The sequence below is a fragment of the Streptomyces fuscigenes genome (assembly GCF_021556455.1).
Classification (GTDB): Bacteria; Actinomycetota; Actinomycetes; order Streptomycetales; family Streptomycetaceae; genus Streptomyces; species Streptomyces fuscigenes.
This window is the reverse complement of record NZ_JAKGCV010000003.1, coordinates 1-22147: the sequence shown is the minus strand read 5'-3', so window position 1 is coordinate 22147 and position 22147 is coordinate 1. Positions and strand designations below refer to the sequence as shown.

Annotated in this window: 20 protein-coding genes and 2 pseudogenes; 14 read left to right on the top strand and 8 right to left on the bottom strand. The window is 68.1% G+C overall.

Annotated elements, in window-relative coordinates:
• Window positions 1–25: 25 nt before the first annotated feature.
• The 3 genes from L1885_RS00815 to L1885_RS00805 all read right to left on the bottom strand — a co-directional run bounded on the left by L1885_RS00815 (window position 26) and on the right by L1885_RS00805 (window position 2236).
• The gene (locus L1885_RS00815) at window positions 26–1114 is read right to left on the bottom strand and encodes a tyrosine-type recombinase/integrase (protein WP_235794946.1); all 1089 of its coding nucleotides are present in this window, start codon (window positions 1112–1114) and stop codon (window positions 26–28) included.
• A gap of 66 nt (window positions 1115–1180) precedes the next feature.
• Window positions 1181–1387 carry a helix-turn-helix domain-containing protein gene (locus tag L1885_RS00810; RefSeq protein ID WP_235794945.1) on the bottom strand — a complete coding sequence of 69 codons (207 nt, stop codon included), beginning with the start codon at window positions 1385–1387 and terminating at the stop codon, window positions 1181–1183.
• Window positions 1388–1618: 231 nt separating this feature from the next.
• Window positions 1619–2236, bottom strand: coding sequence for a tyrosine-type recombinase/integrase (locus L1885_RS00805; RefSeq protein ID WP_235794944.1), 618 nt, complete (start codon window positions 2234–2236; stop codon window positions 1619–1621).
• A 419-nt stretch (window positions 2237–2655) separates the two neighbouring features.
• Here L1885_RS00805 and L1885_RS29065 point away from each other — a divergent pair, with 419 nt between their 5' ends.
• The 7 genes from L1885_RS29065 (at window position 2656) to L1885_RS00770 (ending at window position 9682) form a co-directional block, all read left to right on the top strand.
• Window positions 2656–2820, top strand: coding sequence for a hypothetical protein (locus L1885_RS29065; RefSeq protein ID WP_308117262.1), 165 nt, complete (start codon window positions 2656–2658; stop codon window positions 2818–2820).
• A 473-nt stretch (window positions 2821–3293) separates the two neighbouring features.
• Complete coding sequence (locus L1885_RS00795) at window positions 3294–4373, top strand: fatty acid desaturase family protein (protein WP_235794943.1); 1080 nt, start codon at window positions 3294–3296, stop codon at window positions 4371–4373.
• A gap of 760 nt (window positions 4374–5133) precedes the next feature.
• A complete protein-coding gene (locus L1885_RS00790) occupies window positions 5134–5931 on the top strand; it encodes a SigB/SigF/SigG family RNA polymerase sigma factor (protein WP_235794942.1) in 798 nt (265 codons plus the stop codon).
• A 205-nt stretch (window positions 5932–6136) separates the two neighbouring features.
• Window positions 6137–6850 (top strand): GAF and ANTAR domain-containing protein, encoded by a 714-nt coding sequence (locus tag L1885_RS00785; protein WP_235794941.1) that lies wholly within the window; start codon window positions 6137–6139, stop codon window positions 6848–6850.
• Window positions 6847–7584: a GAF and ANTAR domain-containing protein gene (locus L1885_RS00780; protein ID WP_235794940.1), complete on the top strand. Its 738-nt coding sequence runs from the start codon at window positions 6847–6849 to the stop codon at window positions 7582–7584. The genes L1885_RS00785 and L1885_RS00780 overlap by 4 nt, the downstream gene beginning before the upstream one ends.
• A gap of 435 nt (window positions 7585–8019) precedes the next feature.
• A complete protein-coding gene (locus L1885_RS00775; protein WP_235794939.1) occupies window positions 8020–9120 on the top strand; it encodes an SRPBCC family protein in 1101 nt (366 codons plus the stop codon).
• A gap of 52 nt (window positions 9121–9172) precedes the next feature.
• Window positions 9173–9682, top strand: coding sequence for a hypothetical protein (locus tag L1885_RS00770; RefSeq protein ID WP_235794938.1), 510 nt, complete (start codon window positions 9173–9175; stop codon window positions 9680–9682).
• A gap of 516 nt (window positions 9683–10198) precedes the next feature.
• Here L1885_RS00770 and L1885_RS00765 read toward each other — a convergent pair.
• Window positions 10199–11443, bottom strand: a pseudogene (locus tag L1885_RS00765) (PP2C family protein-serine/threonine phosphatase).
• A 198-nt stretch (window positions 11444–11641) separates the two neighbouring features.
• On the opposite strand from L1885_RS00765, the gene L1885_RS00760 reads away from it, so the two are divergent.
• From L1885_RS00760 to L1885_RS00750, 4 genes and pseudogenes are all read left to right on the top strand, one after another.
• The gene (locus tag L1885_RS00760) at window positions 11642–11941 is read left to right on the top strand and encodes a transposase (protein WP_235794937.1); all 300 of its coding nucleotides are present in this window, start codon (window positions 11642–11644) and stop codon (window positions 11939–11941) included.
• A pseudogene (locus L1885_RS29325) lies at window positions 11938–12237 on the top strand (IS3 family transposase); the annotation flags it as partial. The gene L1885_RS00760 and the pseudogene L1885_RS29325, both read left to right, overlap by 4 nt.
• 79 nt (window positions 12238–12316) lie before the next feature.
• Window positions 12317–12547, top strand: coding sequence for a DDE-type integrase/transposase/recombinase (locus L1885_RS00755; RefSeq protein ID WP_268983438.1), 231 nt, complete (start codon window positions 12317–12319; stop codon window positions 12545–12547).
• 15 nt (window positions 12548–12562) lie between these two features.
• Window positions 12563–12805, top strand: a complete 243-nt coding sequence (locus L1885_RS00750; RefSeq protein WP_235794936.1) for an integrase core domain-containing protein — start codon at window positions 12563–12565, stop codon at window positions 12803–12805.
• Between the two features lie 510 nt (window positions 12806–13315).
• On the opposite strand, the gene L1885_RS00745 is transcribed toward L1885_RS00750, so the two are convergent.
• Both L1885_RS00745 and L1885_RS29320 read right to left on the bottom strand, forming a co-directional pair.
• On the bottom strand, window positions 13316–14029 hold the full coding sequence (locus L1885_RS00745; protein WP_235794935.1) for a histone protein: 714 nt from the start codon (window positions 14027–14029) through the stop codon (window positions 13316–13318).
• Between the two features lie 768 nt (window positions 14030–14797).
• A complete protein-coding gene (locus tag L1885_RS29320) occupies window positions 14798–15955 on the bottom strand; it encodes a hypothetical protein (RefSeq protein WP_372481834.1) in 1158 nt (385 codons plus the stop codon).
• A gap of 20 nt (window positions 15956–15975) precedes the next feature.
• Between L1885_RS29320 and L1885_RS29315 the strand changes: the two genes are divergently transcribed.
• Window positions 15976–16680 (top strand): PP2C family protein-serine/threonine phosphatase, encoded by a 705-nt coding sequence (locus tag L1885_RS29315; protein WP_372481833.1) that lies wholly within the window; start codon window positions 15976–15978, stop codon window positions 16678–16680.
• Here L1885_RS29315 and L1885_RS00730 read toward each other — a convergent pair.
• Window positions 16571–17902 carry a class I SAM-dependent RNA methyltransferase gene (locus L1885_RS00730; RefSeq protein ID WP_235794933.1) on the bottom strand — a complete coding sequence of 444 codons (1332 nt, stop codon included), beginning with the start codon at window positions 17900–17902 and terminating at the stop codon, window positions 16571–16573. The two genes, L1885_RS29315 and L1885_RS00730, sit on opposite strands and share 110 nt — an antisense overlap.
• A gap of 501 nt (window positions 17903–18403) precedes the next feature.
• On the opposite strand from L1885_RS00730, the gene rpmB reads away from it, so the two are divergent.
• A complete protein-coding gene (gene rpmB / locus L1885_RS00725; RefSeq protein WP_235794932.1) occupies window positions 18404–18628 on the top strand; it encodes a 50S ribosomal protein L28 in 225 nt (74 codons plus the stop codon).
• Between the two features lie 472 nt (window positions 18629–19100).
• Here rpmB and L1885_RS00720 read toward each other — a convergent pair whose 3' ends face one another.
• On the bottom strand, window positions 19101–21194 hold the full coding sequence (locus L1885_RS00720) for an APC family permease (protein WP_235794931.1): 2094 nt from the start codon (window positions 21192–21194) through the stop codon (window positions 19101–19103).
• A gap of 537 nt (window positions 21195–21731) precedes the next feature.
• Between L1885_RS00720 and L1885_RS00715 the strand changes: the two genes are divergently transcribed.
• A partial coding sequence (locus tag L1885_RS00715; RefSeq protein WP_235794930.1) for a potassium channel family protein occupies window positions 21732–22147 on the top strand: 416 nt, incomplete at its 3' end.

The window sequence follows — 22147 nt, the reverse complement described above, 5'->3', positions numbered from 1 at the left end:
CGGGGAGGACAGGGCGAAGGAACGTTCATGAGGCGATGGTGAGCGGGGTTTCCATGCGTTCCCATGCTCCGAGGACGGCCTTGTGGGCGTCCGGCTGGAGGTGGGCGTAGCGCTGGGTGGTCTGGAAGCTCTCGTGGCCGAGGAGGTGCTGGACCTCGTAGAGCGAGACTCCCCTCTGGACCAGCCACGAAGCACACGTGTGACGCATGGAGTGCGGCGGGTAGTGCGGGACGAGCTGCAACTCGCCGTCGTCGCCGAAGTGGTAGGCGGCCTCAACCGCGGGCCACCAGGTCTGCCGACGCCAGTTGCTGTCGGCGAGTAGGCGTCCGGAACGCCCCTTGGTGATGGTCGTGAAGACCACTGCGTCGCGGTCGAGCCGGTGGATGTGGCGTTCGAGGGCCTCCAGGGCGTGGGGCGGGAGCGGCACCTCCCGGCGGCTCTTGGAACTCTTGGGGTACTCCTTGATGCCGGAGTTGGTGTTGACCTCCACCACGAACAAGCGGGAGCGGCGTGTGTCGATGCGGTGGCGGTGCAGGCCAGAGAGCTCTCCCCAGCGCAGTCCGGTGTAGAAGCCGAGCAGGCACATCGTCCTCCAGGCGGGGGCGAGTCCGTCGAGGATGCTCTGCGCCTGGTCGGGCGTGAACCACTGCGGCGGTTTGACCGCGATGGGCGGCAGATCGATGCTGCGGCACGGGCTCACCGCGATCACATCGTCGTCGACAGCAGCGCGCATGATGGACGACGTCAGGTTGTAGGCCCGCTTGATCGCGGCAGGGCCTGCACCCTTCTCGACCAGGGAGCGTATCCAGCTCTGGACGTCCATACGGGTGATGGCCCGCATCTCCCAGTCCGCCCAGCAGGGCATGACGTGGTTCTTGATGCTGGACGCGTCGCCCCGCAGCGTGTGGGGTTCGACGATGCGGGCGTTCCACCACCGGTCGTGCCACTCCCGGAACGCGATCTCCCCGGCCCGCGGGTCGCGCATGCCTCCACGGGCGAACTGGGTCTCCAGCTCGATGCCCCAGGCCCGCGCCTGGGCCTTAAGGGGGAAGGACTCGCTGAACCGGTCTCCGGCCCGGTTACGTACGGTCACCTGCCACTTGCCGGACTTCAATTTGCGCAGGTACGCGGCACTACTCCTTCGTTCGGAAACGGCGAGAGCCGGCCTGGGTGCGAGGGATCACCGACGGGGGCGCGGGGAACCCACCAGCCTCCTGGCGATGAACTCCTCAAGCCCGACAGCAGGGACACGAACGCGAGATCGTTCCGTCCCGGTGCGCAGATCGACGACGGGGAGGTCGCCGGCGGCGATGAAGCGGTAGACGGTGCGGCGGTCGACATCCAGGGCGGCGGCGACAGCAGGGATGGACAACAAACGGGCAGGCATGCGCGAGTCCTCAACAACCGAGGTGGAAAGGGCGAGTCGGCGAATGGATCTCCAGCCGGGCTGTCGGCGGTGCACGGCGCAGGTCAAGTAGTCCTGTTAAGGCAGTGGGACCAGATCGCTGAGGGGCTGACCCACATGACACGGCCGCGTGAGGCGTGGACCGCCGACGTCCGGGATATATGCGGCGGGTGGTCCCGCGCTCGGATCATGAGCCGGAGCGCGGGACGGAAACTACCGCTCGGGAAAGTCCGGAAGGCCCATGATCTCTTCCAGCTGGTCCCAGTCGATCTCGACGTCTTCCAGCCGGAAGCGCTGCGGGTACCGCAGCGCAATCCAGCTCGCGCTCACACCAGCCCACTCGGCGACGGCCCATGCCGGGACGCCCGCCTCGAGCCAGCGATCCAGACAGGAGTCACGCAAGCTGGAAACCTGCTCCCCCAAACCCGCCTGCACCTCGTCCGGGCTCAACACCGCATGGCGAGCCTGCCTCCACGCCCTCTTGTACTCGGAGGACGCCAACGGCCCACCCAGGTCAGCCGGGAACAGCAGATCTTCAGCTTCCAAATTCGCCTCGTCGATCCAGCGCCTCAGCACACCCACGATGTCCGGAGAGACAGGAACCCTCCGGCCCTCGCCGGCACGGACCAGCACCTCCCCGAACTCCCCGTCCGGGAGCGCCACGTCGTGTACCCGAACCGAGGCTGCTTCCCCCGGTGAGAGCGCGGTGCCCGCCATAGAGGCGAGGAAAGAGAAAACGGCCCCCGAAGATTCCTGCTGGATCCACTCCAGAAGGGTGCGGACATGGCCCGCAGAGAGCAAGGACGATTCGTCTATTGCAGCCTTCGACAAGCTATGACTCCTCACACGAGACATCGGGACGCGACGGCGTCCCCTGGTCATCCAATGGTCCGGAGAAGCGCCGGTTTGGCCAACCGGCGATCGTCGGCTATGTTGCGCCCGCGACACACCTCTCACGGACCCGGTTGATGCGCAGAGAGCAGGTTCTACTCTCCCAAGACCGCTCTAGGTTTGCTTCCTTCGCCGAGTTAATCCAGTCCGTATGGGACTCAATGTGTCTGCTGTCGGCGAATCATCCCGAAACCACCCATACCTGCACCCCGGCGGCCAGGAAACAGGACGACAGAGCAGGCGCCTTCTAAGCGCCTACTCTGTAAGCGACGAACGTGCAGAATGCCGCGGAGAGCAAAATGCATACGCCCAAAGGTCGTCATCATTTAGGCTGCAGGGTCTCCCGCCACCCTTGACCCATGATTCTCCAAATTCAGGACTCGGCTCACACTCTCAGGTACTGGGCGCTTTGTAGCGGTGTGGAGAAAGAATTTGTCGATGCTCTGGACGGCCTGAATGAAGTCGTCAAGGTTGAAGGGCTTGGTGACGTGGGCGTTGGCGTGCTTGCGGTAGGCGTCCTCTAGAAGAAGGCACAGGGCAGTGGCCATGAGGTGCGACGAGCGAACCTCACGTGGGATCTCACCGTCTCCTCAGCCGAACGCGAGGCCCTCACCCAGATCGCGGACGGCTGCCCAGGCCAACCGATCCAGTACGCGCCAGCAGACTGACCAAAGCTTCGTAAGGTGCGCCGCATCCCTTTCGAGCCGGCATGCGTTAGTCTGGCAGGCGGATGCCCCAGACCCCGGCTTCGTAGTGCCCGAATAGGTGGTCACCAAGGCCGGCGGGCGAGAGATCGGCGGGCGTCTACCTCCTGAGGGCCGTGTTGACGCGCTTCGCGTCTCCTCGTCGCAGTGGACCTTCGTTACGCGGAGTCGGCTTTCTTCGTGTGACCGGGAGACCTCCCCCATGACGGCAGCATGCCGGTTCCCTGCGCCCCGCACCCGCGTGGCTTCCGCGACCGGCGCTGCTGCCTGACCGATCGGAGAGGCGGGGACGGATGTCCACGCATGCCCTCGACAGTACGCAGCAAGGATCACGGCACGATGCGGGCAGCGATTTCGCTCGCCTGTCCCGGCAGATCGCCTCGGCGGGTCTCCTGCGTAGGCGCCCTTTGTACTACGCGGCACGCATCGCTCTCGTCCTGGTGGCGTACTGCACGGCCTGGGCTGTCTTCGTCGTCGTGGGCAACAGCTGGTGGACGCTGGCTGTCGCGGCCCTGCTGGCCGCGATCTTCGGACAAGTGGCCCTGGTGGCGCATGATGTGGCGCACCGTCAGGTTTTCCGAATGCGGGGCGCCAGCGTCGTCGCGGGCAGGATGGCCGGCAACCTCGGTATCGGCATGGGGTACGGGTGGTGGCAGGACAAGCATTCACGGCACCACGCCAACCCGAACCACGAGGACCTCGATCCGGACGTCGCCCCGGACATCCTGGTCTGGAGTCAGGCGCAGGCACGGGACGCCAAGGGGATTTCGCGGGTGGTCGGGGCGTCGCAGGCGTACCTGTTCTTCCCGCTGCTCGCGCTCGAAGGCTTCAACCTCCACGTCGCGGGTGTACGGGGGTTGGCGAGGCGCACCCTCAAACAGCGCCGCCAGGAGGGGGTTCTGCTCTTCGCAAACTTCGCGTTCTACCTGACCGCGCTCTTCCTCGTCCTGCCGCCCGGCAAGGCGGTGGCCTTCCTCTTCGTCCACCAGTGCCTCTTCGGTCTCTACCTCGGCTCGATCTTCGCTCCCAACCACAAGGGCATGCCGACACTGACGGCGGGCGACCGGCGTCCCGACTTCCTGAGGCGTCAGGTCCTCACGTCGCGCAATGTGCGCGGTGGCTGGTTCACCGACATCGCGCTCGGCGGCCTCAACTACCAGATCGAACACCACCTCGTCCCGAGCATGCCCACGCCCCAGTTGCGCAAGGCACAACCCATGGTCCGGGACTACTGCCGGCAACTCGACGTGGACTACCTGGAAACCGGGCTCCTCGCCTCGTACCGTCAGGCTCTGACGAGTCTGCACGCCGCGGGCGCTCCCCTGCGCGCCACGGGGTCCCGCGCAGCGCTGCCTCAGGCACGGGGCATGTGACCCACCACTCTCCCTGTCGCCCTGGATACCTGTAGCCATGCGGGAGAAGGGAGGCTACGGTTCAGTCAACGCCCCTGCCCCCGGCGACCTTCATTCCACGGCCGCTGTAGGTGATAAGCATGAGGCAGGATTCTCCGGACGAATGCGCTGTTGAGGGCACTGTACGAAGCACGCCGGTTCGCCGAGAGGTCTCGGAAACACAGAGGTGTGCGTCCGTTCTCTACTGCCGGCACGCGGAGGCCCTGTACTCCCTCGCCTTGCTCCTGTACCACGACACAGGACAAGCCGGAGAAGCGCTTGTTACGACGCTGAGCTGGGCATCCACGACACAGCGGGACGGATCCGGCGACTGTGGTGAAGAGCGCCGCCTCCTCGCTTCACGGCTCGTGCAGAACCACCGGGAGCACACCGCGGACCATCCCCGCCCTCAGGGGCGCCAGGCCGGGGACCGCTCCTCGACGGTCCAACTCTCCGCCCAGGAAGAGGCCGTACTGGGGCTGATCCTGTTCGGGGAGCTGAACTACCGGCAAGCCGCGTCACTCACGGACGTATCTCCCACTTACGCCGCCCTCAGACTGCGGTCCCTCCTTAACCGAGCACACGCAGGACAGCACTTCACCCTCACCCCCACCGCGCAAGGAGATGCCCAGTGACGGCCTCAGCGCGCCACGCAAAGTCGTCGGATACACCTGCGATCGCCCTCTCCCGACGTGAATCGGCGGCCCGCTCCACGGATCCTCTGCCCTGGATCAAGGATCCCATGAGGGTCCCGCCGCAGGACGCACGTGAGTTGACGCCGATCTTCTTCGAGCGGCTCGCGGTGCTGGAGGAGGGCACGCCGGAGTACCAGTACACGCGCAACACACTGATCGAGATGAACGACTCCCTCGTGAAGTTCGTCGCCGGCCGGTTCCGCAACAGGGGCAGTGGCGAGATGGAGGACATCGTGCAGGTCGGCCAGGTCGGGCTGATCAAGGCGATCGACCGCTTCGACCTCAGCCGCGGCATCGATTTCAGCTCGCTCGCCGTCCCGTACATCGCGGGTGAGATCAAGCGGTACTTCCGGGACTCGACGTGGGCCGTCCACGTCCCGCGGTCTCTCCAGCAGTTCCGCATAGACCTCGCCAAGGCTGCCGACGAGCTGATGGAGCGCTTTGGCAGGCGTCCCACCGTGCAGGAGTTCGCGGAGCACCTCTATCTCAGTACGAAAGAGGTGACCGAGGGGTTGAAGGCCGCCAACGGTTACGTCGCCCAGTCACTCGACGCACCGCTGGAGAAGGACAGCGGCACCGGTCCGGTCCGCAAACATGCTCGCGCCTTCGGCGAGAGCATCGGCCGGCGCGAGTCGGCCATGGAACTCGTCGAGGATCTCCACGTCCTCGCTCCGCTCCTGGGCCGGCTCGACGCCAGGCAGCGCCGCATGGTGCAGCTCCGCTTCGGCGACGAGATGACACAGTCAGAGATAGGCGCACAACTCGGTATCTCACAGATGCACGTCTCGCGTCTGCTGCGGGACATCCTCGACGGGCTGCGCGCCGGCATGCTCACCGACTACTGAAGAGCGCATGCGCGGCCTCGGGAGGCCGGGATGTCAGAGAGAGGGTGACGGTGCCATGACCGGCGCGGGGGTCCGGTCACGGGCACCGTCGTGCTCCGCTTCGGACCGCGCCGTTGCGCGCACGTACGGCTACGTTCCGCGGTCAATGATCCTTCCCGTAGGGTGGAAGCACGATGAGAGGCGGCGGTCCGTGCTCAGTGCCGAGATGACCGAGATCCTCCGGCTCCTGCACGGCGAATCCGGAGCGCTTCCCGACTGCTGTGCCGCAGTACTGGGCGTGGATCACGTGGTCGTGTCCTTGGCGGTCGATGGTCAGATCACGGAGCAGCTGTGGTCCTCGGGTGCGACGGGTTCATCCTTCGAGGACTTGCAGTTCACCCTGGGTGAGGGCCCAGGGCTGGACGTGCTGCGCACTGGACGGATGATCCTGGAACACGATATGTCCAAGGTGGCGGCCGATCGGTGGCCGGCGCTCCTTCCCGCCATGGCCCATCTTCCCATCGCTGCCCTGTTCTGCCTCCCGCTGGCCCTGGGCGGCATCACCCTCGGTGTCCTGACCGCACTGCGTTCCACCGCAAGGCCCATGACCGGCCAGGAAATGGACGACGTCCTCGCCCTCGTCGGCGGCCTCACACTGCACTTCCTCGCCGCCGACGAGGACCGGGTCGATGCGTGGGTGGCAGTGTCGGCACCCTTGAACCGGGGGCTTCACCGGGAGGTCGTCCACCAGGCCACTGGCATGCTCAGCGTCCAGCTCGGCGTATCCCTCGCCCGGGCACTGTTGACGCTGCGCGCGTACACCTACAGTCACGGCAGGTCCATCATCGACGTCGCCCAGGACATCGTGTCCCGACGACTGCGGCTGGACGAAGACGATTCCGATCCGGACCCGGACCCACCCGAGGAGACAAGGGGATGACTACGATGTCCCGCGAGCAGCAAGTGTCGGCAGTCTTCGTGCAGGTCGCGGACTCCCTGATCGACGACTTCGACCTCATCGAATTCCTGCAGCAACTGTGCGGCCACTGCGTCATGCTTCTCGACGTGTCCGCAGCCGGCATCCTCCTCGCCGACGAGCGGGACATACTGCAGACCGTCGCGGCCTCCGACGAGACCACCGAGATGCTGGAGCTCTTCGCCCTGCAGCACGACCAAGGCCCGTGCCTGGAGTGCTACAGCAGTGGCAGGGCACGCACCAACATCGACCTCGGCAACAGCGCCGCGGTCAGCGCTTGGCCCGCCTTCGCAGCGCAGGCGCGGCGCAGCGGCCTGCACACCAGCCACGTCTTCCCCCTGCGCCTACGGGACCGTGCCGTCGGAGCCCTCAACCTCTTCCACCACGGTTCGCAGAGCCTCACATCGCAGGACGCCTCCCTCGCACAGGCCCTGGCCGACGTGGCAACCATCGCGCTTCTGCAACAGCGTGACATCGGCCGGGAACAGCAGGAAAAGGCCCAACTCCAGTACGCCCTGACCAGCCGCATCACCATCGAACAGGCCAAGGGGATCCTCGCGGAACGCTGGAACAGCACGCCCGACACCGCCTTCCGCGCCCTGCGCTCCTACGCCCGGACCCACCAGCTCCGAGTCTCCGACTGCGCCCGCGGCATCATCGACCAGACACTCGACACCGACGACATCCCGCACCCGTAGCCGCCGCGGCGAAGCTCGCGGGCCGGCATCGCGGGTGACACTCCCGGGCCCCCAAGCGGCACTCCACCGCCCCCGGCCTCGGGCCGGTGACGAACGGACCTGCGCGCGGGTCCGGAACACGCGCCCGTCCCCGCGTATGTGATGGACGCATCACACAGAGCCGGACGAGCCGAACCCCCACCGTCTGACCTGCCCGTCGGCCACCGGCCCCCGTACCTCGGCGCTGCCCCCAGCGCGTGCCACTGTCCGAGTGATGGCGCCGTCACCCACCGACGACATGCAGGACGCACCGGGCCCGCGCACACTGAAGTGGAGAGGGGGGCACTCGACGCGCCGTAGCGCAGGAATGACGCGGCACACTGTGCGTGCGGTGCACGAACAGTGCCACCACATATCTGTCTGGCAGGGATAAACGCGCAGCGGAGATGGTCGGCAATGACAGGCACAGGGCAGAATCCCTCGGTCATGGGCGAGTTGGCGGTGCGCCTTCTCCGGGAGGAGGGATCGCGGGCCTTCGATTCCGCCGTCGGCCGACTCGCGGAGGGCGCGAGCGGAACGGTGACCCGGGTCACCGGCCGTCTGACGGAGGTGGCGGAGAACGACGGCCGGCTTGCCGCCCCCGGGCCGACCGCAGGTATCGGAGAAGTGTCCACGGTCGCCACCCTGGTCGGACTGCACGAGGCGTCACTGAAAGGGCTCGCGGCGGGCAAGGCGAAGGACTTCCTCAAGGGAATAGCCAAGGACGCCGTCACGGGAAAGGTGAAGGACGCGGCCAAGGGAATGGCGAAGGACGCCGCGAAGGACTTCGCCGTCGGAAAGGTGAAGGACGTCACGGACAAGGTGACGGACGCGGCCCAGGGACTGACGGGTTCGGGCAGCGAGGGCAAGGCTGGTAACACGAAGGTCACCAGTGTCATCGAGGTCATGGACATCGGAGTCCCGCTGCGGACGGTGTACGACTTCTGGACGCAGTACGAGGAGTTCGGTGACTTCGCCAAGGGAGTGCAGAGCGTCGACAGGGACGACGACGTCACCAGCAAGTGGAAGGTGAAGATCGCCTTTTCGAACCGCAGCTTCGAGGCCACCGTCCAGGAGCAGGTACCCGACGACCGGATCGTGTGGCGGTCGGAGGGTTCCAAGGGATCCACGAACGGTGCCGTGAGCTTCCACGAACTCGCCCCGTCCCTCACGCGGGTCGTCACGGTCATCGAGTACTACCCGTCCGGCTTCTTCGAGAAGACGGGCAACCTGTGGCGTGCCCAGGGCCGCAGGATGCGGCTGGACCTCAAGCACTTCCAGCGCTACGTCACCCTCACCGACGAGGAGCCCGAGGGCTGGCGCGGTGAGATCCGGGACGGCGAGGTCGTGCGCACGGACGAAGAGGTGCGCGACGCCGAGTCGGCGGACGACGAGGACTCCGAGGACGAAGACGGCGCGGACGACGACTACCGCGACGAAGACGAAGAGTACGAGGAAGACACCGACAACGAAGACGACGAGGACGAGGACGAGGGCGAGAAGGCGGCAGCCCGCTGAGACGTGGCGGCGGAGGCCGGCCGGTGCGGGGAGCGCGGGGAAAGGACACGGCATGCGGCAAGACGTTCTCGGGATCTATCTCAACGACCACCTGGCCGGCGCCACGTACGGGACGGCGCTCGCGCGGCGTATCGCTCGGCAGCACCGCGGCTCGCCCGGCGGCGGGGACCTGGAGCGCATCGCCGAGGAGGTCGCGCAGGACCGGCAGTCACTGCTCCGCATCATGGAGAGGCTTGACGTCCCCGTGCGCGGCTACAAGATTTACGGAGGCATGGCGGCGGAGAAACTCAGCCGCCTGAAGCCGAACGGAGTCATCTACCGTCGCTCGGGGCTGAGTTTCGTCATCGAGCTGGAGACACTCCGCCTCGGCGTCGAGGGCAAGTCGCTCGTCTGGCGCACGCTGCTCACGATCGCCCCCGGCGACAGCCGCCTGGACACCGCCGAGTTGAACGGTCTGCTGCAACGGGCGCGCGACCAGATCGAGACCCTGAGCGCCCGGCGGCTCGCTGCCGCTGAAAGGATCTTCGGCCAGGGGAGGAGATGTATCACGGCAACCATCTGATCATGTCGCCGGTCACCGCAGCCATCCGTCGAAGCGAGGCAACCGAGGCGTCCTGGCCGCCGCGTAGTCGTTGCGCGGCACACCCTCGAAGTCGTCCACCTGCGGCTCCTATCGGGCCCAAGGCGGCAACCGTGCTAACCGGCGAGGGGCACAGCGCCGGGAGGGGCCTTGACCCCTGATGTTGGACACACAAGACGCTGGATCCTCTGAGAACGGAGATGTTGCACTCCTTTGTCTGTGACGGGCACATCCTCGCCGAGGAGCGGTGTCGACGCTGCACGGGTCGGTCCAGCGGCCTTCGGGCCATCGTGCCTGCGCAGACCAATATGAGAGGCAAGTATCTGCAGCTACGGGGCATCGTCGAGGATGGCAGATCGGCCGCTGGCGAAGACCAAGGCCGCTTCGCGCTTCTGCGTGCCACAGCACTCTCGTATGGAACCAGTGGGGCCAGGGACATGACGCGGTCACGTCGCGTACCGGACGACGGGCCTACCCCAGGGGCTGGCCCCCTCAGTGTCATCGTCCGAGAGTGGCCCGTTGCGTCTTTGACGGTTGCGAGGCGTCGGTGAGGTCGGCGCCGGTGGCTGCATCGCGCCAGGAGTGCGCGACGCCGTGCCAGTCCAGGCACATGACTGTGGCGTCGTCCTGCAGGTGGCCCTGATTGGCGTCGACGATAGCCCCGATGAGGGCGCGGGCCGCCTCGCGGGGATGCAGCGCGCGGGTGCGCACGATCAGGTCCGGCAGGTCAAGGCTGCTGGCGTTGCGCTCCAGCATGCCGTCGGTCAGCATCACCAACCGGTCCCCCGGTTGCAGGTCCAGCGACTGGATCCGGTAGGTGTTGATGTCCGGAGCCTGGACGCCGAACGGCCGATCCACCTTCGGGGTGATCTGCTGCACCTGCCCGTCCCGCATCCGCAGTGGCCAGGGATGCCCGGCGTTGATGAATTCGCTCTCACCGTCGCGCAGGCTGATGCGTAGCAGCTGGCCGGTGACGTAGCCCCGGCGACCGTGATCCCGCATGGCCTGGTCGGCTTGGCGGGCCTGTTCGTCGAGGCTGGCACCGGCCCGTCACGCCCGGCGCAGGGCGCCCACCACGAGAGTGGCCAGCAGCGCCGCGTCGACGTCGTGACCCATGGCGTCCGTAACGGAGAGCTGGACGGTCTCCCGGTCGATCACGTAGTCGAAGGTGTCACCCCCGACGTGGTCAGCGGGCTCCAAGGCGCCGGCGACCGCGAACTGTGCCGCCTCGCACGCCAGCGACGTCGGGAGCAGGCGGTGCTGGATCTCCGCGGCAAGGCTCAGTGGGAGGGTGCGCCGGCCCCACTGGTAGAGGTCGGTGAAGGGCCGGTTCGCAATGACGATGTAGGCCAGGGCGTGTGCGGTCTGGCCGATTTCCTGCATGGCCTGCGGGTCCGGCGCCGAGGGGAGGAATAGTTCGATGAGCCCGATGGCGTCCCCGCGGTTGGTCACGGGGACGACGATCCGCACCAGCTCGCCCCCGCCCTTGTCCTCCACGCTCGGGCGCTGCGTGCGGATGACGTCGTCGTACAGGGTGCCCCGCAGCGAGATACGCCGGGCAGGTTCGCCGGTCTCCACGCTGCCCGTAACCCCCAGCCGTACGACAGAGCTACCGGTGAAGTCGGTGATCAGGAACGAAACGGAGGCTGCCCCAAGCTGCTCCCTGAGCATGCGCGCGACCACGTCCACCGACTCAACAGGAGGCGCGGTCTCGGCCGCTTCCAGCGTCTCCGCCAGGGTTATCGCCTTGCTGGAGCGACTCCCCTTCCCGCCAGGGCGAGGAGCCCGTCGACCATCCGGCCCTGCTGCGGTCACAACAACCCCTCACCGCTCGAATCTCTGGCTCTGTCCCAGAGGTCCATTGCACCACGACTGAAGCTTCCCCTTGATCGTGGACACCTGGAGACTGGGATCTTGAGGTTCCAGAGGAAGTAGCGCCAGGTGGGAAGCAAGTACACGAAGCGGTACACCGAGGAGTTCAGGCGGGACGCGATCGCGCTCGTCGACTCCTCGGGCAAGACGGTCACCGCGGTCGCCCGGGAACTCGGCATCAGCTCCGAGTCTCTGCGCGGCTGGTACCGCAAGGCCAAGGCAGACCGGGGTGAGGGCGGCTCCGGTGAGCTGACCAGCGCTGAGCGCCAGGAGCTCAAGCGGCTGCGCAAGGAGGTCCGCGAACAGCACCAGACGATCGAGATCCTGAAAAAAGCGACGGCCTTCTTCGTGAAGGAGAACGACCGGTGAGCGAGCTGTACCGGTTGATCCACGCGGAGAAGGCGACGTACCCGATCGTCCTGCCGTGCCGGGTGCTGAAGGTCGCCCGCTCCTCCTACTACGCCTGGTGCGAGGGCGAGGCCGCTCGTCGTGCCCGGCAGGCGGCCGACGACGCGCTCGCGCACGAGATCACCGTGGTGCACATCGCCTCCCGACACACCTACGGCCTCCCGCGCATCCATGCCGAGCTGCGGCGCCTGGGCCGACGGGTGAACCGCAAACGCGTCGCCCGCGTGATGCGCGAGCGCGACATCCGCGGCGTCACCCGACGCAAGAGGCATTCGCTGACCCGGCCGGACGCGAAGGCCAAGCCGGCCCCGGACCTGGTCGGCCGCGACTTCCACGCTGGTCGGCGACATCACTTACCTGCCCACCGCCGGGGGCTGGCTCTACCTCGCCTGCTGGCTGGACCTGGCCACCCGCGAGATCGTCGGCTACGCCATGGCCGACCACCACCGTGCCGATCTCGTCGTCGACCCTCTCGACATGGCCCACGGCCGGGGCGGACTCGAGCCCGGCTGCGTGATACACAGCGATCGCGGCAGCGAATACACCTCGGCCCAATTCCGCAACTGAATAAGCGAGTTGGGGTTGCGGCAGAGCTGCGGACGCACCGGATCATGCTTCGACAACGCCACCGCGGAAAGCTTCTGGGCCCTGCTCAAAGAAGAGATCGGCACCCGCATCTGGCCCGACCGGGCCACCGCCCGCACCGAGGTCTTCTCCTTCATCGAGACCTTCTACAACCGCCGCCGCCTAGGCAAACACCGCACGTTCGGCTACCTCACACCGGCCGAGACCAGACAGCGGCACCAGCACACCCTCGCGGCATAACGATCACATGTCCGAGATCACGGGGAAACTTCACTTTGCCGGGACCCTGATTCCCCGGCCCTGATCGCAGCTCACCTCCTGCGCGGGGCCGGCAAATACCACGACGACGCTTCGGTCGTCGTTGCCCAAGGAACGTGGTGAACACGGACGCGAGCCCGCCTCATGCCCCAGCGGGCGCGGCAGGGGACGTCCTGCCGCTCCGATACCTACCCGGTCCGGACGGGACGCGGAGCGGTGCGGCGTAGCTGACGGCACGCCCACGCCGCCCGGTGCATCGAACAGAGGGAGCCGGTGACGTCACGGCGTGGTCGTGTCCCAGCACGGTCATTGCTATCCCTGGGCCGCGAACGTCGCGGCCCAGCTCGCACAACTTGCCTGTTCGCGGGCCCTGATGCCTCCGCGAAGACTTCGGAACCGCACCGTACCCGCTCCCCCTACGATCCAGCGTCGTACCCGGACCGGCGAGAATCCGCCAGTCAACGAATAGTGGATGGTCCCGGCGTTGGCAGACTACCTCTGCCCGCTTCGTCGACCGGCCGCCTTCCGCTCAGCGACTTCGCTGTCCGCCGCCTTCCTGGCCATCGCCTTTTTGGCGGGAGGGTTTTTCGGACCCGGCTTGCGTTGCGCCGCCTTCCTGGCCATCGCCCGCTTGGCAGGAGGATTCTTCGGACCCGCTTTGCGGTCGGTGGGCTTCTCGGCCCTACGAGCGGCACGATGACCTGAGGAGCTGGCAGGCTCAGGCGCCTCGGCCTCTTCCGGCTCCTCTTCCTCGTCGTCCGGTCCCTCTTCCTCGTCGGCCGGCTCCTCTTCCTCGTCGGGCTCCTCGTGCAGATCTTCTTCCTGCTCCTTGTATGTCTCGTCCTCTACCTCGTCCGTCGCGTCCTCGTCGGACGTGCCGTTTTCCTCTTCCTCCTCGTCGCTGTCAAGGAGCGAGCCCGTCCGACGCTGGAGGGTGTCAGTGAGGGAAGAGACACCTCGGCTGGTCGCAGCCGAAACAGCCGCACGCCCTGCATCGAGCAGCTCCCCGCGAATCTTTTCACTGAGCTCGGCAACCAGCGGGTTCTGCTCAAGTTTGCTGACCCCTTGACCGATAAGGGCAGCGGGATCCATTCCTCGGCCGACTACGGCGGAGAGAGCACCCAGGAGCAGCTTCCCCTGCTTCGTCCGGCCGGCAAGATAAGCGACCAATATGGCGGCGGCGAGCGTTGTCTTATTGCTATCCATAGTCATGACCCCTGTGGGAGAGTGCACTGCTTGCGTCCCCGGCTCTTCTCTTGACTCAGGGGACCCGGGCCTGACGGCCGCGTAATCTCCACGCACGAAGGTCACCTACGCGCCAGAGACAGCAGCCAGTCGCACGACGACGGCCTCCCCTCCAACCCTCCTCCACCTCACACGACAGTGCATCTTCGTCGGCTCGCAACACTCCCCTGCGCGATGGTCGTGCAGTGGCAGTCAGACGCTGGCTGGGCCCTGCGGGCCGTCGGTTTCACAGCTTCCCGGCCTGTCCACCGGTGGTGACCACGGGCCGGCGTCGCGCAGGTCGGCTGCCCAGAGACGGGCTGTGCCAGGAGCGACGCCACGTTCGCGATCCACATCTCACTCGTCGCCCCCGCAAGTGAAACCGACGCCCTGGAATGCCACCCCGCCACCCTGATGGCGCCACTCGCATGGCGGGGCTGACCGAAACGAAAATCGAACCTATATGGCAATCTTGAGGTGCTGGCGCTATTCGACGACTGCCGCCAAGCGCAGGCCACTTGGAACAGACCCTTACCGGGGACGCGCGGCTGTGCCGCGACGAGGTCCGTCGACCCGCTCGGAGCTGGAGCAGCGGGAGGGTCCGCCACCGCGACCACGTCAGCGACAGGCCCGACGGTCCTGCTGCTCCAGACGCCTCTAGCGTGTCCACAGCGCGTCCGGTTGCCACTGCCGGCTGTCCTCGGTTTCTGCGACCGTCCGCCGATGGTCGACAGCAGGGATCGTCCAGCGCTACGCATACTGGTTGAAGAGGCCCCACCGGGCGGGCATCGTGACGAGCGCGGCCGTGCCGCCGAGCGCCGGCGCCCCGCATGCCTGGAGGGAACTCAAGGCCGCCATTACCCTCTGCCGCTCCTGCCGCTTGGCCACCACCCTCGCCCACGAATACCGTCTGCCGACCTGCGGCATGCTGGTGATGCACTCCGACGGGCTGACTGATCGCTGGAGCGCCACCGACCTCGCCGGCCTGCTGCACCACCCGCCCGCGGTGATCGCCACGGGCCTGATGCGCCGGGCCGCGACCCGTCGTGACGACGCCAGCGCGGTGGTCGCCCAGTCGGCACAGTGATCACGCCCGCCCCCGATCCCGGCGTCCGCTCTCCCGTGCTGGTCACTCCTGTCCGGGCCGAGAGCGATGTGTTCGCCCTTCGCCGGCACGCCAAGACCGTCGCCGACGCGGTTGGCCTGGAGGGTCGGGACCACGTACGCCTGGCCACCGCTCTGAGCGAACTGGGCCGCGACCTGCTGCGCCCGGAGGTGATGACCGCGATCTTCAGCCTGGCCCAGGAACCCGCCGCGCTCCACGCGGTGCTGCGCTGGGACGATGACCGGGCTCCCAGCTCCGAGTCGCTCACGGCCGTCAGCCGGCTGCTGCCGCAAACCCGATACGAGACGGCCGCCGTCCGCCCCGCGCAGCACACCGGCGGCCTGATCGAGATCGTCTGCCCGATTCCCCCACTCGCCGCCCAAGACCTGAAAGCCGAAACGGTCCGTGCACTCCTCGAATCCGCCAGTCCGACCAGCGCGATCGACGACTTGCAGGCACAGACCCGCGACCTGATCGCCTCGCTCCAAGAAGCCCACGCCCAACGCGACGAACTCGAACGACTGAACGAGGAACTGACGGAGACCAATGCCGGCGTCATGGCCATGTACGCCGAACTCAGCGTCGAGCACGAAGATGTCGTAGAACGCTTCGGGCAGGAACACGAACTCGCCCTGACCCTGCAACGCACCTTCCTGCCCGCCACCCTTCCTGATGCGTTGGGCGTCGAACTCTCCTTGCGCTACCTGCCCGCGGCCGCGACGGCGGAGATCGGCGGCGACTTCTACGAGGCCATCGACACCCGCCAAGGGCTCCTTCTGGCCGTCGGTGACGTGGTCGGCCACTCCCTGAAACCGCCAGGGTCATGGGCGAACTCCGCCACGCTCTGCGCGCCTACGCCGCACAGAACCATCCACCGCACATCCTGCTGCAACACCTCGACCACCTCCTGGGCCTGCACCAGCCCGGATGGACCGCCACCGTCTGCATCGCCCTCGTCGAACCCGGCAACGCCCGCGTGCACGTGGCCAACGCCGGCCATCTCCCTCCACTTCTCATCGATCCCCGTGGCGCGCCGCACTACGTGATCGAACACGGCCCGCTGCTCGGCCTGGGCCTGCGCCAGCCCATCGCCACCACCCATGCCGTCGAGGCGGGCAACCGACACGCCGCGCAGCGCAAGAGGATCAGCTCCTCGCGGGCGCTGCCCGAAGGTTTCAACTCACGTCTGACGCTGCCGTCACCCCAGAAATATCGGGAGTTGTTGCCACGCACCGCCCCGGAGGGGACGCTCAACCCAGTCTCCGGCCTGCAAGGAGCAAGACCTGATGGCCCATCAGTTACCAAGATCAACGAGCGTCAAACGGGCGTCAAGATACCTCTGAGAGCGTCATTTCAGCGTCAAGATATCGCCCGTAACGCACATAGCGCGCATCATGCGCACCCATCAAAGCCGCAGGTCAGCGACCCTTTGCGACAGGTTCAAGGATCGCCACGCACTCCACATGGTGGGTCATCGGGAACAGGTCGAAGACCCGCAGCGTGCGCGGCTTGTAGCCGCCCTCCTTGAAGTACGCCAGGTCACGGGCCAGGGCCGCCGGGTCGCACGCGACGTACGCGATGCGGCGGGCGCCGAGCGTGGTGAGGTGGGCGACGGTCTTGCGGCCCGCGCCCGCGCGGGGCGGGTCGAGGACGATGAGGTCGGTCTCGGTGATGCGGGTGCGCGGGAGCACCTGGTCGACCTTGCCGTGCTCGATGCGGACGCGCGGCATCTCGCGCAGGTTGTGCACCGCGTCCTCGGCCGCGCGCTTGCCGGACTCGATGCCGAGGACGGCGCCGGTGTCGCCGACGCGTTCGGCGATGGCGCCCGCGAACAGGCCGACGCCGCAGTAGAGGTCGAGCGCCGTGTCGCCCTTGCGGGGCAGCAGGCCCTGCATGACGGCGTCCACCAGCATCTGCGGCGCCTGGGTGTGGACCTGCCAGAAGCCGCCCGCGCCGACCCGGTAGGTGCGGTCGTCGGCCCGCTCGCGGACGAAGTCGCGGCCGTGCACGCGATGCACTCCCCCGTCGCGCTCCTCGACGCGCAGCACCGAGACGGGCTTGTCCAGTTCGACGAGCGGGAGGCGGCCGCCGGGGCGGGGTGTGAGGACGACCTGGCGGTCGGCGGAGCCGGTGGCGGCGATGGCTTCGACGGTCGCGATGCCGGGCCAGTCGCGGCCCTCCACGCCCAGTTCGTCGACGCCGGGGGCCGCGATCATGCAGTGGTCGACGGGCTGGACGTCGTGCGAGCGGTGCTTGCGCAGGCCCGCGCGGCCGTCCTCGTCGATCGCGTACTGGACGCGGGTGCGCCAGGCGGGCACCTCGCCGGCCGGCAGCTTGTCGCCGGGGGCGGGCACGACCGTGCCGTCCCAGCCCGCCTGCTCGGGGGTGAGGCCCGCGAGGCGCTGGAGCTGTTCTGCGACCACTTCGCCCTTGAGGCGGCGCTGCGCCCCGGGCTTCGCGTGCTGCCAGTCGCAGCCGCCGCACATGCCGGGGCCCGCGTAGGGGCAGGGCGCCTCGACGCGGTCCTTGGAGGCGTCGAGGATCTTCACCGCGTCGGCGCGCAGGAAGCGGGAGTCCGCCTCGCCCTCCGTGATCCGCGCGACGACGCGCTCGCCGGGCAGCGCGTGCCGTACGAAGAGGACACGGCCCTCCTCGGTCCTCGCGACGCAGTGGCCGCCGTGCGCGACCGGGCCCACCTCGACCTCGTACTCGTCGCCGACCAGTGAGGGGGCGTTCGACTCGGTTGGCATGAGGGGGTGACTCCAGAGACTCGGGAGGGAGGATGCGGCCGGGAGGCATGCGGGGCAGCGGTCCAGCTTACGTCCCGCCGCCCGGTGCCGGAGCCGCGCGGCCGTCCGGGCCCGCCTGTGCGCGGGCGGTCCTTTCGCAATGCGGTGCCGGTCAATTCGGGCGGCGGGTTTTCGGGTAATTCCCGGGGCCGTTTCCGGAGGCCCCGCTTTTTGCGGGACACGGTCGGGATGCGCTGCCGGGCCGGTGGCCGTCCCCTCCGGTCGTACCCGCCGCTACCGGGCCCCCGCGCACGTGTAGCCTGAGGGCGGCCGGGTCCGGGGCCAGGGTCGCCTTCGGCGCACTTGAGGCGTCTGACCAGGCACGATACCGGGAGCTGAGGTCATGGGCCCGGGAGTCGGGGGGCCTGCCTCTGGTACGGTAGACTACCTTGGCGAAACTTTTGGTGCCTGGCTCGTAAACGGCTTGATCGCACCCCCTACCAACACGTGGAGAAAATTCCGATGTCTCAGCGTTGCGACTTTTGCGACAAGGCACCCGTTTTCGGCAGGACCGTCTCGCGTCTCGGTCGCCAGGCCATCAAGCGCCGCGTGAAGGGCCGCAGCCCCCGTCGCTTCAACCCGAACATCCAGTCGGTGCGCACCGTGATCAACGGCACGCCGAAGAAGATGAACGTCTGCACCTCCTGCCTGAAGGCCGGCAAGGCCACGCGCGCCGTGAGTGCCTGACGACTTGACGCGCCGGATGGTCCGCGTGATCGGTTCGAGCGTTCGAGCGAGAAGTACCGGAAGTACCAGCAGCACCACCGCGCTTGCTCCCCCTGGGAATTGACCGAGGGGGAGTTTCGCTTTTCCTGGCCCGCCTTCACGTTCAGGCCCACCTTCACGTTCAGGCCCACCTTCACGCTCGGGCCCGCCTTCACGTTCAGGCCCGCCTTCACGCTCGGGCCCGCCTTCGCGTTCGGGCCGCCGTCGCGTCCGGCCCGCCGTGGCGCTCGGCCCGTCGTGGCTCTCGGCCCCGGTGCCCGTGGCGGGCACGCGCGCGGTACGGGCGCCGGCGTGACCGGCCGGCCCGGTCGCCGCGTGGCGGACGGCGGAGGGGCCGGGGTGGGTACCAGGATCTCCTGGGGCCCGCCCCGGCCCCTCTTGCGTGCGACGAGGGCCCGCGCGCCGCCCAGGACCCGCGCGCCGCCCGCCGCGCTCAGCCCTTCCGGCTGCCGCCGCCCTGGGTCGTGTGCTCTCCGCCCGGGCCGCTCGGCTCCTTGGGACGGCGCACGTCGACGGGTCCCCGGCGCACCGAGCCGGGCGCGGTCCACTCGGCGCGCTTGCGCGCCCGGCGCTTGGCCAGTTCGGAGGATTCGAGCTGGAAGGGCACGGACGTGACCATCACACCCGGCATGAACAGCAGCCTGCCCTTGAGCCGCAGGGCGCTCTGGTTGTGCAGCAGGTGCTCGTACCAGTGGCCCACGACGTACTCGGGGATGAAGATGCTGATCGCGTCGCGCGGGTTCTCGGTGCGCAGGGTGCGGACGTACTCGATGATCGGGCGCGTGATCTCGCGGTAGGGCGAGTCGAGGATCTTGAGCGGCACGTTGATGTTGCGCCGCTCCCACTCCTGCCTCAGCGCCTTGGTCTCCGCCGGGTCGACGCTGATGCTGAGCGCCTCCAGCGTGCCGGTGCGCATGAGCTTCGCGTAGCCGAGGGCGCGCAGGGTGGGCCGGTGCAGCTTGGAGACCAGCACGATGGAGTGCACGCCCGAGGGCTTCACCGTGTCCTGGGAGGGCCCGTCCGGCGCCGCGAGTTCCTCGGCGATGCGGTCGTAGTGCTTCCGGATGGCCGTCATCGTGCCGTAGAAGATGACCATGCCGAGGACGGCCACCCAGGCGCCGTGCGTGAACTTGGTCGCGAGGACGACGACGAGGACGAGGCCCGTCAGGAACGCGCCGAAGGCGTTGATGGCGCGCGAGCGGATCATGCGGCGCCGCTTGGCGGGGTCGCGCTCGGTGCGCAGGTGCCGGTTCCAGTGCCGGACCATGCCGGTCTGGCTGAGCGTGAACGACACGAAGACGCCGACGATGTACAGCTGGATCAGCCGCGTCGAGTCGGCCCCGTAGATCACGACGAGCAGCGCGGCCGCGCCGGCCAGCAGGATGATGCCGTTGGAGAACGCGAGGCGGTCGCCGCGGGTGTGCAGCTGGCGGGGCAGGTAGCGGTCCTGGGCCAGGATCGAGCCGAGGAGCGGGAAGCCGTTGTACGCGGTGTTCGCGGCGAGGAAGAGCACGAGCGCGGTGGCCGCGGCGAGCACCACGAACAGGAACGTGCCCTCGCCGAAGACCGCCGACGCCACCTGCGTGATGACGGGGTCGACGACGAAGTGCCCGCCGACCGGGTGGCCGTTGGGCCGCAGCAGGTCGACCGCCGGGTTGTCCGCCATGCGGACCTTGGTGGTGATGGCGAGGGCCATGATCCCGCAGAACATGACGACGGCGAGGCCGCCCATCAGGGCGAGGGTGCTGGCCGCGTTCTTGCTCTTCGGCTTGCGGAAGGCGGGGACGCCGTTGCTGATGGCCTCGACGCCGGTGAGCGCCGCACAGCCGGAGGAGAACGCCCGCAGCAGCAGGAAGATCATCGCGAATCCGGCGAGGCCCGCGTGCTCGGGTTTGATGTGCAGGTCGGAGGTGGGGGCGTGCATGGTGTCGCCGAGTGCGAGGCCCTTGAAGGCGCCCCAGGCGATCATGACGAACACGCCGCCGACGAACACGTACGTCGGGATCGCGAACAGCTTCCCGGACTCGCGCACGCCCCGCAGGTTCATCAGGGTCAGGACCACGATGACGCCGACCGCGCAGATGACCTTGTGCTGCACGACGAAGGGGATCGCGGATCCCAGGTTCTCCACGCCGGAGGAGATCGAGACCGCGACCGTCATGACGTAGTCGACGAGCAGGGCGCTCGCCACGGTGAGGCCCGCCTTGGGGCCGAGGTTGGTCGTGGCGACCTCGTAGTCGCCGCCGCCGCTGGGGTACGCGTGCACGTTCTGCCGGTACGAGGCGACGACGGTGAACATGAGCACCGCGACGGCGATCGTGATCCAGATGGAGAAGTGGTACGCCGACACACCCGCCACCGAGAGCACGATCAGTACCTCGCCAGGCGCGTACGCCACGGAGGACAGCGGGTCGGAGGCGAACACGGGCAGCGCGATGCGCTTGGGGAGCAGCGTCTCCCCGAGCTTGTCGCTGCGGAGCGCCTGCCCGATGAGGATCCGTTTGGGCACGTCGGTCAGTTTGGACACGGGGAGGATGGTATGCGTTCGAACAGCTGAGTGTGCAGCCAGTACCCAAAATCTCCAGTTTCCCTGCTCACACCGCCTGCGGGAGTGACGCTTGCGGTCCTTGTACGTCCTCTTGTCGCACTTTTGTCGCTGCCTCGGTGCCGCGTACGACGTGGCCGGAAGCCGCCGTGGCCGGGAGCCGGGCCCGTGTCGCGGGCCGTCCGGGGTACCCGCGGTCGGCGCGCGTGCCCGGCGCTCGCGGCGGCCTCAACGGCGCGGTGGCGTTCGTCACCGTCCGTCGGTGGCCGACCCGTCCGTGCGCGTCCGCCGGGCGTCGCGGCGTACGCGCGTACGCCGCGTGTATCGGGCGGACGGACGCGGTGCAGGGATGGCGGCGGGCCGGGGTATGCCGATTAAGCTCGTCCCCCGGGGTCGCCGTGCGTGGCGGTCCCGGGTCGCAAGGCCCCAGGTGCCCGGCACGTCGACAAGGATGAGTGAACAGGTGTTTTCGCAGATCGGTGCGATCGGTGCGGCGACCAGGAGTGCGGGGTACGTCACGTGCATGTCGTGATCATGGGATGCGGGCGGGTGGGCGCCGCGCTCGCGCAGACCCTGGAGGAGCAGGGCCACTCGGTGGCCGTGATCGATCAGGACCCCACCGCGTTTCGCAGGCTGGGCTCCGGGTTCGGCGGCCGGCGGGTGAACGGGGTCGGCTTCGACCAGGACACCCTGCGCGAGGCGGGCATCGAGGAGGCCGGGGCGTTCGCCGCGGTCAGCAGCGGCGACAACTCCAACATCATCGCGGCCCGGGTGGCGCGCGAGATGTTCGGCATCGAGAACGTGGCCGCCCGCATCTACGACCCGCGCCGCGCGGAGGTCTACCAGCGGCTGGGCATCCCGACGGTGGCGACGGTCCGCTGGACGGCCGACCAGATGCTGCGGCGGCTGCTGCCGGCCGGCGCGGAGCCCCTGTG